At 67.7% G+C, this 10,480-nt stretch carries 12 protein-coding genes; 6 read left to right on the top strand and 6 right to left on the bottom strand.

Annotated elements, in window-relative coordinates:
- Positions 1–234 precede the first annotated feature (234 nt).
- The gene (locus VKH46_06335) at positions 235–486 is read left to right on the top strand and encodes a hypothetical protein (protein HKB70445.1); all 252 of its coding nucleotides are present in this window, start codon (positions 235–237) and stop codon (positions 484–486) included.
- Positions 487–981: 495 nt separating this feature from the next.
- Here VKH46_06335 and VKH46_06330 read toward each other — a convergent pair whose 3' ends face one another.
- The 6 genes from VKH46_06330 to VKH46_06305 all read right to left on the bottom strand — a co-directional run bounded on the left by VKH46_06330 (position 982) and on the right by VKH46_06305 (position 4,291).
- Positions 982–1,338: a DUF5818 domain-containing protein gene (locus tag VKH46_06330; protein HKB70444.1), complete on the bottom strand. Its 357-nt coding sequence runs from the start codon at positions 1,336–1,338 to the stop codon at positions 982–984.
- The gene (locus VKH46_06325; GenBank protein ID HKB70443.1) at positions 1,335–2,600 is read right to left on the bottom strand and encodes an NAD(P)/FAD-dependent oxidoreductase; all 1,266 of its coding nucleotides are present in this window, start codon (positions 2,598–2,600) and stop codon (positions 1,335–1,337) included. Before VKH46_06325 ends, VKH46_06330 begins: the two co-directional genes overlap by 4 nt.
- A gap of 340 nt (positions 2,601–2,940) precedes the next feature.
- Positions 2,941–3,156, bottom strand: a complete 216-nt coding sequence (locus VKH46_06320; protein ID HKB70442.1) for a hypothetical protein — start codon at positions 3,154–3,156, stop codon at positions 2,941–2,943.
- Between the two features lie 231 nt (positions 3,157–3,387).
- Positions 3,388–3,576 carry a CPXCG motif-containing cysteine-rich protein gene (locus VKH46_06315; GenBank protein HKB70441.1) on the bottom strand — a complete coding sequence of 63 codons (189 nt, stop codon included), beginning with the start codon at positions 3,574–3,576 and terminating at the stop codon, positions 3,388–3,390.
- Positions 3,573–4,040, bottom strand: coding sequence for a hypothetical protein (locus VKH46_06310; GenBank protein HKB70440.1), 468 nt, complete (start codon positions 4,038–4,040; stop codon positions 3,573–3,575). Before VKH46_06310 ends, VKH46_06315 begins: the two co-directional genes overlap by 4 nt.
- The gene (locus tag VKH46_06305; protein HKB70439.1) at positions 4,037–4,291 is read right to left on the bottom strand and encodes a hypothetical protein; all 255 of its coding nucleotides are present in this window, start codon (positions 4,289–4,291) and stop codon (positions 4,037–4,039) included. The genes VKH46_06310 and VKH46_06305 overlap by 4 nt, the downstream gene beginning before the upstream one ends.
- Positions 4,292–4,592: 301 nt before the next feature.
- On the opposite strand from VKH46_06305, the gene VKH46_06300 reads away from it, so the two are divergent.
- The 5 genes from VKH46_06300 to lptD form a co-directional block, all read left to right on the top strand.
- Positions 4,593–5,780: a thiolase family protein gene (locus tag VKH46_06300; protein HKB70438.1), complete on the top strand. Its 1,188-nt coding sequence runs from the start codon at positions 4,593–4,595 to the stop codon at positions 5,778–5,780.
- 216 nt (positions 5,781–5,996) lie between these two features.
- Complete coding sequence (locus tag VKH46_06295; GenBank protein HKB70437.1) at positions 5,997–7,187, top strand: class I SAM-dependent methyltransferase; 1,191 nt, start codon at positions 5,997–5,999, stop codon at positions 7,185–7,187.
- Positions 7,187–7,879, top strand: coding sequence for a CoA transferase subunit A (locus tag VKH46_06290; GenBank protein ID HKB70436.1), 693 nt, complete (start codon positions 7,187–7,189; stop codon positions 7,877–7,879). The genes VKH46_06295 and VKH46_06290 overlap by 1 nt, the downstream gene beginning before the upstream one ends.
- Positions 7,876–8,541 (top strand): CoA transferase subunit B, encoded by a 666-nt coding sequence (locus VKH46_06285; protein ID HKB70435.1) that lies wholly within the window; start codon positions 7,876–7,878, stop codon positions 8,539–8,541. Before VKH46_06290 ends, VKH46_06285 begins: the two co-directional genes overlap by 4 nt.
- 33 nt (positions 8,542–8,574) lie before the next feature.
- On the top strand, positions 8,575–10,480 hold a 1,906-nt coding region (gene lptD / locus VKH46_06280; GenBank protein HKB70434.1), incomplete at its 3' end, for an LPS assembly protein LptD.

Raw genomic sequence — 10,480 nt, 5'->3', positions numbered from 1 at the left:
AGAGCCCCGAGCAACAGGTCATTGAGCAATGCCGCCGCCGGGCGGCCGCCCGCCTCGCGCCTCGCCGCGCCTCGTCGTTGAGTCAATCGAGAGCGGTCCCTCCACGATTACGCGTGGCAGGCGCGGCGATCCTCCTTCGCTCTCACGGGCTACGGCGGACCGGGCTCGCGCCTCGTGAGAGCGAAGGCGACGCCGCACGCCGGCCGAAGCGTATAGTCGGCCTCGGAGGCAGACATGGACGACACCGAGAAGAACGCTCCCCCGGATGGCGGCGCGGAAGCCGAAGCCCGGACCGAAGAGAGCTTCTGGAACGAGGCCCGCACGCGCGGACGCGCCGCCGGAGAGCGCGTCGGCCGCGAATGGGAGCGGCTTTCGGAGAACGCGAAGGAGTACGCCGACGAGCACTCCGTCGGTGTCGCTCTCGGATCGCTCGGCGTGGGGATCGCGCTCGGGGTTTTGATCGGACTGTTGATCGCCCGCGACTGAATCAAGTAGGCCCGCCGATACGGGTCGTCATACGCGTCCATGCCGCCCGCACGCGGCGCTCGCCGTACGCCGCCGTTACGACTCGGCCGCGGGCCGGGCGTTCCCAACGCGTCTTCCAACCCGTCTCGAGACGTGCCTTCAGGTCACCGGCTGCAAACGCGGGCCGGACCGGGCTCGCGCCTCGCCGCGGCAAACACCTCGCCCGAGATTCTGCGGCCATCCCCGCCCTCCGTTCGAGTTTCTTCGACGCGTCCGTGGTTCTGTCATTCCTGCGAAAGCAGGAATCCAGCACTTCTCCCGGCCGCGACCAGGTTCCATAGCGGGAGCGGGAATCAGGCAGGACGATTCCCACTCTGAGGATCAAAGCGCGGTGAGGCGCGAGCCCGGCGGGATGCGGGGCAGCCGGTCCGCGGGCGCGGCGTACCGGTGGCGTACGTTTAGCCCGCGGGCGGCTGCCACGCGCCCGCCCGGCTCGATGCATCGCCGCGCGCCGCTTTACCGAACCGGTTCGATCCTCAGCACGTGGATCGTTCCCGACTCGGCTTCGAGCGTGCCGAGGACGCGGACGACCCGGTTCGCGAACCGGCGCGCGGTCTTCTGGTCGTCGAGCTGGTACACGTCGCCCGAGGTGTGGTCGGCGAGCACGTAATCCTGCTTGTACTTGTCGCAGCACTCGCGCGTGCATGCGAGGTCGTTGGGCAGGTGGTGCTGCTTCTTCATCCGCGCGTGGTCGAGGCCGCACTCGCTGTCCGAGACGATGCCCACGAAGAGCCGGGCGGGCGGGGAATCCGCCGCGAACGCCGACGCGGAGAGAAGGAACGCCGCGAGCATTCCAAAGCAGCGGGGTCTCACGCTTTCACCTCGGCCCGCCGCTGTTTCCGGATCTCGCGTCCGGCAAAGAACAGAAAGACGTTGCTCCAGAGACGAAGGGCGCCCGACGTCTCGAACACGCCGCCGGCGAGAATGCTCGTCACCGAGGAATAGAGGGCGCGCAGCGGCGGCTTCTGATAGAAGGTGTCGCGGAATCCCGGCTCGTAGAAGCCGATCACGAACTTCCGGAATCGGCGGAATCCTTTTCGCGCAAATTTCTCGTAGAGGCGCAGGTCCGGCGCCCGGACCGGCCCTCCGCGCGAAAGGACTTTCGTCAGGACTTCCGCGGCCTTCTCTCCTGTCGCCATCGCCAGGAATACGCCCGACGAAAAGATCGGATCGAGGAAGCCGGCCGCGTCGCCGATCGCGACGTAGCCGTCGCCGACGATCTGCCGCACGTCGTATGAGAAGTCCGCTTCCGCCTGAACCGGCATCAACCGTCTGGCGTCCTTGAGGCGCTCGCGCACGGTCGCCGTCGATTCGACGAGGCGATCGAAGCGCTCTTCCAGCGTCGCCCCGGGCGGCATCGCGTCCGTGACGACGCCCACGCTCCACGTTCCGTCGGAGAAGGGAATGAACCACCACCAGCCCTTCTCGAAAACGACCATGCGGATGTCCCCGTCGGTTTCCCCTTCGCCGCGGGGAGCGTTGGCGACGTGGGTGAAGAGCGCCCCGCGCCGGAGTGCGACGTCCGGCTGGACGAAGCCTTCGGCCCGCGCCCCGGTCGCCGCCCTGCCGGTCGCATCGACGACGACGCGGGCGCGAATCTCGCGCGAAGCGCCGTCCGGCCCGATCGCGCGAACGCCTTCGACGCCGTCCCCATCGTTCTTCGAGAGCGAGACGACCTTCCAGCCGAAGCGGACCTCCGCGCCGGCGCGCTCGGCCGCGCGCAGGAGGATCTCGTCGAGCTCCGCGCGTTTGGCGTGGAACGCCAGACCGTAGCCGCGCTTGAAGCCGTGAGCGAAGACGACCTTCCGGTTGGCTTCTTTTCCTTCCTCGGTGAAGAAGGCTCCGAATTTGTGCTGGAACCGGCTCTTGATCTCGTCGAGAACGCCCAATTTCTCGAAGATCGGCGTCGAGAAGGGCAGGAGCGACTCGCCGATCACGAACCTCGGGAACGTCGCTTTCTCGAGAACCAGGACCGACTTCCCGGCGCGGGCGAGCAGATGCGCGGCCGTGGAGCCGGCGGGTCCTCCTCCGGCGACGATCGCGTCGTAATCGAAACGTGAGTCGGACCCGGCCATGAATCGATTCTAATCCGTCAGGCGAGGAGCGGGTTGCGGACCATGCGGACCATGGGGGTTAGGGTCAGACCTCAATTATTCATGATGTATTCGGGGACGGCCCGATTCGGGGCGAACGTGGCCTCGCGTCGCGACGTTGGTGCGGACTCGGCGAATCGCTCAGCTCGCCCCTGTGCCGGCGCCGTTCGAGTGCTCTCACTCCCGAGCTTTTTCCTTTAATTTCTCGAGAACGCGCAGGTCTTCCCTGCTCTGTTGGGTCGATGAAGATGTCCACGTCGAGCGTGGCCCGAGCGTAGCCGTGAATCGGAAACGCCGTCGCCCGATGACGACGTAACGAACGTTATGGGCGTTTAACGATTGAAGAAGCTTCGGAATGTCCATTGGCTCTCAGCATCTCCGCCATTTCCCGCGACCGTTCGAACATGAGGTCGAAGCGCTGCTGGGTCGTCAGACTGGCCAGGAAGTCGAGATCGAAATGCAGCTCACGATCCTCATCCTGTTCTTCGGCCGAGAGCTTCGGGATCCGGCTCGAGTCATCGGAAGTCGCTGAATTCATTGCTGCTTATCGTACGCCTCTCACGCCACGAGCGGGTTGCAGATCTCGCGGATCGCGTCCCACGATTGCCCGGCGCCCGATTTGCTCCCGAATCTCCTTCGGGATGACCATTTGAAAGCGAGACGAAATTACCGCATGCGCCACGAGAGCCTCCGGATAATTCTTACGTGATTGCGTTCAAAAACAAACCGTCTTATCGTCTCGGAAGCGGGTTCCCGGAAGGGTTCTGAGTCAATCGTTTTCCGGCGTCACGGCCACGTCCGGATCGCCCCACTCGTCGAACGCGATCCGGACCTTCCACGGCCGGCAGCAGACGGGGCAGTCCTCCGTGTACTCCTGGAGGGCGCCTCCCGACGGATCGACCGAGATTTCCGAGACCTCGCCGCAGACGGGGCAGCGGACCGGGACCGCCCCGGTCACGCTTCGACCGCTTCGCCGTCCTTGAGAAACGAGGGAGGCCGCCCGCCGTCGTCGCCGCATTCGGGGCAGGAGGCCCAGCCGCCCGCCGGCGCCGCCGGATGCGCCCGCGTCGTCAGCCGGCCGAACGCGCCTCCCTTGATGTGCCAGAGGAAGCATTCGTGGCGGTAGGCCTCGAAGGCGGTCGCCGCGACGGTCCACCCGAAAAGGACGTTCTCGACGCCGTCGTCGCAGCGCGCGAGCAGCGCCCGCCGCAGATCGCGGTCGTCGCGTCCGACGTCTTCCCGGACGCCGCCGCGCGGCAGGACTTCCTTGAGATAAAACGCTCCGGCGATGCCGGCCGCGACCGAGCGCCGCACGATCTTCTCGGCGAGGCGCTGCGCCTGGTAGACGACGATCTCCTCCTCGAGGCCGGGGAAGAGACAGGCCTGAAGGAGCGCGCCGGATGCGCGCTCGGCGCCTCTCAAGTCCTCGCGACCGCGCGCGGGAACCACCGCTCGGAGCGGAGCGATCCGTCCGGCGTCAGCGCGATCTCGCGGCCGCAGCAGGCGCAGTCGAATTCCGGGGCGACCGAGAGGAGCGCCCTCTCGACGCAGAGCGTGGCGTCGCATGCCGGACAGGTGACCTCGAAAACGTCGATCGGCGCGGGGGGAATCTTGTCGGGGCTGCCATGGCGAAGAGCGTACGCCGGCATTTCGGACACTCGTGTTCGACGCATCGGATCCTCCATTCCAAATTCGGTGTTTTCCCGGGTGAGGCGGGTGGGAGAGACCGGTCTGTCAAGTTCGCCGCGGTTTGCGGGAGGGGCGGTGGACATGCCGTCTGTCCTCTCGAACGCGACCACGTTGCCGTGTCGCTTCATTGTACGGTCATCCGCGCGGATTCGCAACGAAAAAAAGGAGTTTGCGCCGGTTCCACGTTCCGCGGAGTCCCGCTCCGATTGACTCAGGTCCGGAACGCGGGCGAGGCGGTAAGATCGGCGCGGAGGGTCGCGCCGTCTTTTCGGCGCGCAAACGACCGTGTCGCAATCACGAGGTGAAGTCGTCATTCTCTCGGCGTCCCGCACGCCGATCGGTTCGTTCCTCGGATCGCTCTCGCCGCTCTCGGCCCCGCAGCTCGGATCGGCGGCGATCCGAGCCGCTCTTTCGGCCGCGGGCGTCGCGCCGGCGGACGTCGAAACCGTCATCTTCGGAAACGTTCTCCAGGCCGGCATCGGGCAGGCGCCCGCCCGCCAGGCGGCTCTCGGAGCGGGGCTCCCCGATTCGGTTCCGTGCGTCACGCTCCACAAGGTCTGCGGATCGGGGATGCGCGCGGTGATGGACGCCGCCAACGGAATTCTCGCGGGCGAGTACGAGCTCGCCGTCGCCGGCGGGATGGAGTCGATGTCGAACGCGCCGTATCTCCTCCCCAAGGCGCGGACCGGCTACCGCATGGGCCCGGGCGAGCTCATCGACTCGATGGTCCACGACGGCTTGTGGGACCCCTACAAGAACGTCCACATGGGGAGCTGCGCGGAGATGTGCGTCGAGAAATACGCCTTCACCCGCGAGGAGCTCGACGCGTTCGCGCTCGAGTCGTACCGCCGCGCCCAGGACGCCAACAACAGCGGGAAGTTCGACGCGGAGATCGCGAAGGTCGAGGTCCCGCAGCGAAAGGGGGATCCGAAGGTCGTCGCCCGCGACGAGGAGCCCTTCGCCGCGCCGCTCGACAAGATGCCTTCACTCAAGCCCGCGTTCAAGAAGGACGGCGCCGTGACGGCGGCGAACTCGTCGAAGATCAACGACGGCGCGGCCGCCCTCGTCGTGTGCTCGGCCGAAAAGGCGCGCGCGCTCGGAAAGACGCCGATCGCGCGGATCGTGGATTACGCCGGGACGGCGCAGGCGCCGGAATGGTTCACGACCGCTCCGATCGCCGCCATGAAGAAGCTCTGGGGCAAGAGCGGGCTCGGGAAGGACGACATCGATCTCTTCGAGATCAACGAGGCCTTCGCGGCGGTCGCCCTGGCGGCGATCCGGGACCTCGCTCTCGATCCCGCGAAGGTGAACGTGCGCGGCGGCGCCGTGGCGCTCGGCCACCCGATCGGGGCGTCCGGCGCGCGGATCCTGACGACGCTCGTCCACGCGCTCCGGCAGGAGAAGAAGAAGCGCGGCATGGCGGCGATCTGCATCGGCGGCGGCGAGGCGACCGCCATGATCGTGGAGTCATAAAAATCCGAATTTCGAAATCCGAGATTCGAGACAAATCGGAATTTCGAATGTTCGAAATGATCCAGGGCGCAGGGGTCCCGAAGGCCAACCCGTGGTCGAGGCTCATACCTGTGCGTGGGATTTCGATTTTGGGATTTCGAATTTTGAATTTGTTTCGGGTTTCGATATTCGAGTTTCGGATTTGAACGATCCCGAGTTCCGCCGACCATTCTCGCCATGAAGATCGCCATCGACCGGATCTATGGCGGCGTTCCGAGGTTCGCCGCCGAGGCGCCGTGGTCGCGGCGGCTGGCGCTCCGGCTCCTCCGGGCGGTTCCCGCATCCCGCGAAATCATTCGCTTCGGCGAGGTTCCCGCCGTCGCCGACGCGGCGGGGGAGAGCGACATCGTCTTCGTCTGCGCAGATCCGGAGGCGCTCGTCGCCCCGGCCGCCCAGGAGCGTCTGCTCGTCTCGCTCGCCGCCTCTTCGGCGGACCTGATGTTTCCGGTCGGCAACGAGTCGTCGACGCCGGAGCTGTGCCGCCCTCCGGCGTTCGCGTATGCGTCGGTCTCCGAGCTCGAGCGCCTGGCGGAGGAGCTCGCGCGGAGCCCGGCCGCGCCGGTGCCGATCGCCTCCGCCGCGTTTCCCGTGTTCGCCGTGCGCCGGGCCGCCCTCGCGCGGGTTCCTCCCGCGACTCCGCTCGCGGAGCTCCCCGGGGCGCTCACGGCGGCCGGCGGGACGCTCGCCTTCGACGCCGGCGCCTACGTCCACCGGTACGGCGACATGGACGCCTCCGCGCGGACCGATCTCGTCGCGAAGCTCCCGGAGGGAGCGCGCCGGGTGCTCGACGTCGGGTGCTCCCAGGGGGCGACGGGGCCGGCGCTTCGCGCGGCGGGCGTGGCCGAGATCGTGGGCGTCGAACCGGACTCGGGCGACGCCGCGCGCGCGCGTTCGGTGTACGACCGCGTGATCGGCGCGACCCTGGAAGAAGTCCGCGAGCGCTGGGAGGGTTCCTTCGACGCGATTCTCTTCGGCGACGTGCTCGAGCACCTCGAGGACCCGTCCGACGCCCTCGTGCGCGTGCGTCCCTGGCTCTCGCCGGCCGGGCGCGTGATCGCCTCCGTCCCGAACGTCGGCAACTGGGCGGTGATCGGCGGCCTCCTCGAAGGACGCTTCGACTACGTGCCGTACGCGACGCTTTCGGGAACACACGTCCGCTTCTTCACGCGCCGCACGGTGACCGACCTCTTCGAAGCGTGCGGCTACGCGGTCGAGTCGATCGAGGGAGTCGCGGGCGTCCCCTCGCCGGAAGGACGCGCGCTCCTCGATCGGCTGGCGACTCTGCCCGAAGCGTCGCCCGATCTGGCGGTGCTCGAGTGGATCGTCGTTGCGCGCTCCGGGCCCGACCACTATGATCGTTCGTCGTGATCGACAAGGTCGTTTCGTCCGCGCGTGAGGCGGTCGCCGACGTCCCCGACGGCGCGACCCTCGTCGTCGGCGGGTTCGGCCTCTGCGGGATCCCGGAAAACCTGATCCAGGCGCTCGTCGACAAGGGCGTCCGCGACCTCACCGTCGTCTCCAACAACTGCGGCGTCGACGACTGGGGCCTCGGCCTCCTGCTCCGCACGCGGCAGATCCGGAAGATGATGTCGTCCTACGTCGGCGAGAACGCGGAGTTCGAGCGCCAGTTCCTCTCGGGCGAGCTCGAGGTCGAGCTCGTCCCGCAGGGCACGCTCGCCGAGCGGATGCGGGCCGGCGGGGCGGGGATCCCCGGCTTCTACACGGCGACCGGCGTCGGGACCCTCGTCGCGGAGGGGAAGGAGACCCGGAATTTCGACGGCCGCGAGTACCTCCTCGAGCGCGGGATCGTCGGCGACTTCTCGATGGTCGCGGCGTGGAAGGGGGACCGCTACGGAAACCTCGTCTACCGGAAGGCGGCGCGCAACTTCAACCCGATGGCGGCGACGGCGGGCCGCGTCTCGATCGCGGAGGTCGAGGAGCTCGTCGAGCCGGGAGATCTCGACCCGGAGTGCGTGCACACGCCGGGCGTCTTCGTCCATCGCGTCGTCGTCGCACCGCGCCAGAAGCGGATCGAGAGGCGGACGGTGAGAAAGCCATGACGCTCGACCGCGAGCAGATCGTCCGCCGCGCGACGAGGGAGCTCCGGGACGGGTTCTTCGTCAACCTCGGGATCGGGATGCCGACGCTCGTCGCCAACCACATCCCGCCGGGAATGGAGGTCGTGCTCCAGTCGGAGAACGGCATCCTCGGGGTCGGACCGTATCCGTCCGACGAGGAGGTCGACGCCGACCTCATCAACGCGGGAAAGGAGACGGTGACGATCCTCCCCGGCGCGTCGTACTTCTCGTCGGCCGATTCCTTCGCAATGATCCGAGGCGGGCACATCGACCTCTCGATCCTCGGAGCGATGCAGGTCGACCGGGAGGGCTCGATCGCCAACTACATGATCCCGAAGAAGATGGTGAAGGGGATGGGAGGCGCGATGGACCTCGTCGCCGGCGCGCGGCGCCTCGTCGTGACGATGGAGCACGTCTCGCGCGACGGCAAGCCGAAGATCCTCGAGCGCTGCAACCTTCCCTTCACGGGCCGCCGCTGCGTCGACCGGATCATCACCGACCTCTGCGTCTTCGACGTGCGTCCCGGCGGGGAAGGGCTCGTCCTCGTGGAGACGGCGCCGAACGTTTCCGTCGAGGAGGTCCGCGGCAAGACGGGATGCTCCTTCGACGTCGCGGACTCCCTCGCCGTCATGGACGTGACGTAAGACCAGCGCCGGAAAAGCGCGCGCCCTCTCGCCTTGAAAAAGCCGCTCCTCGCCGCCGTCCTTCTCGGGTTCGGAGCGCTCCCGGCGTTCGCGCAGATCGCGCAGGACTCTTTCGACGCGAGCGATCCCTTCGCGCAGCGCTTCAAGGAGAAGTCCCGCTTCGAGCTGAAGATCAAGCCGCCGAAGCCGGGAGGCGCGGTGAAGGTGACCGCCGACCGGGAGAATTGCGCGGACAACCTCGACGTCTGCACGGCCTCCGGCGACGTCCGTCTCGAGTACCAGGACGTGTCGATGCGCGCGGAGACGCTCACGTTCGACCGCCGCTCGAAGATCGCGACCGCGGAAGGCAACGTCGTGATCGACCAGGGGCCGACCCGGATGTCGGGCCGGCGCGCGGTCTTCGACCTCGAGAAGAAGACCGGCACGCTCGAGGAGGCGGAGGCGGACCTCGAGCCGACCTTCCACATCATCGCGAAGTCGATCCAGAAGACGGGCGAGGCGACCTACGTGATCGAGGACGGCGTCTTCACCGCGTGCTCGATCCCGGACCCCGCCTGGTCCTTCTCGATGCGCAAGGCGGCCGTCACGCTCGACGACTACGCGCGCATGCACGGCGTGACGTTCCGCGCGAGGAAGGTTCCCCTCCTCTACTCGCCGTATCTCCTCTGGCCGACCAAGGAGGACCGCGTCTCCGGCTTCCTCGTCCCCGGCCTCGGGTACAACAACGCGCGCGGGGCCTTCCTGGGGCTCACCTATTACTGGGTGACCGGGCGGCCGACCGACGCGACGACCGAGCTCGATCTCTACTCGCGCGGCGCCTACGGCCTCGGCCAGGAATTCCGCTGGGCGCCGTCAGCCGAGTCGGCGGGAGTCTTCCAGGGCTTCGTCGCGCGGGACAATGCCGCCACGCTCTGCGAGCCGGGGACGACGGCCGACCCGACGAAGCTCTGCGCGCTTCCCGACGGCTCCTCCGGCGTGCGCTCGACCGGCCGCGCGACGCGCTGGAAGCTGCGCCTGGACCACACGTCGAGCGATCTGCCGGGCGACGCCCGCGCGGTCGTCTCGATCCGCGACTACTCCGACGTGAACTACCTGCAGGACTTCGAGCGGTCGTACAACCTGAATGCCTCCCGCCAGATCCAGTCGACGGCGTTCCTGACGAAGAACTTCGGCGACGACTCGGTGAACCTGCGGTTCGAGCGCACCGAGACCCTGTTCGCGAGCGACGTGCTCCAGGAGCGCACGCCGTCGCTCGAGTACGCCCACCGGACCGCGAAGCTCGGCGCGACGCCGCTCTATGCCGCGCTCGACGCGTCCTTCTCGCAGCTCTTCGTCAACCGCGGAAAAAACGCCGCCCACGGGAGCTACGAGCGCGGCGACGTCCACCCGGTGCTGTCGTTCCCGGTCAAGGACATTCCCTGGCTCTCGCTCAACGCCCGCGGCGGAGGGAGGATCACCTGGTACTCCGACTCGGTGACGCCGCTGACGACGACGGGCCAGGAGTTCTCGGGAGACTCGCTGACCCGCCGCTACGGGGAGGCGGGCCTCTCGATCGTCGGACCGTCGTTCTCGAGGATCTACGATTTCTCGCTCGGCCCGTTCGCGAAATGGAAGCACATCATCGAGCCGCGCGTCGACTACGGCTACGTCTCGCCCGTCAACGGCCTCGACCGGATCCCGCTCTTCGACGAGACCGACTCGGTGTTCGGACAGAACGCCGTGACGTACAAGCTCGTCAACCGCCTGCTCGCCAAGGGCGGCGGGGAGAACGCGCCTTCCGCCCAGGAGGTCGCCACACTCGAGCTGTCGCAGACCTACAACTTCCAGGATCCGCAGACGGTCGCCTTCGCGGGGACGACGCTCATCGAGCCGCCGCGCCGCGGACCATTCCAGGGACTCCTCCGGATCGCGCCGGTCCCCGCGTTCCATCTCGACGCGC

It is taken from the genome of Thermoanaerobaculia bacterium (genome assembly GCA_035260525.1).
Classification (GTDB): Bacteria; Acidobacteriota; Thermoanaerobaculia; order UBA5066; family DATFVB01; genus DATFVB01.
This window is presented reverse-complemented; position numbering and strand designations above follow the sequence as displayed.

Coding starts and splice junctions, on each gene's coding strand:
- VKH46_06305 (HKB70439.1), bottom strand. CDS start 4,291: ATGCGTCGAACACGAGTGTCCGAAATGCCGGCGTACGCTCTTCGCCAT.
- VKH46_06285 (HKB70435.1), top strand. CDS start 7,876: ATGACGCTCGACCGCGAGCAGATCGTCCGCCGCGCGACGAGGGAGCTC.
- VKH46_06295 (HKB70437.1), top strand. CDS start 5,997: ATGAAGATCGCCATCGACCGGATCTATGGCGGCGTTCCGAGGTTCGCC.
- VKH46_06320 (HKB70442.1), bottom strand. CDS start 3,156: ATGAATTCAGCGACTTCCGATGACTCGAGCCGGATCCCGAAGCTCTCG.
- VKH46_06325 (HKB70443.1), bottom strand. CDS start 2,600: ATGGCCGGGTCCGACTCACGTTTCGATTACGACGCGATCGTCGCCGGA.
- VKH46_06335 (HKB70445.1), top strand. CDS start 235: ATGGACGACACCGAGAAGAACGCTCCCCCGGATGGCGGCGCGGAAGCC.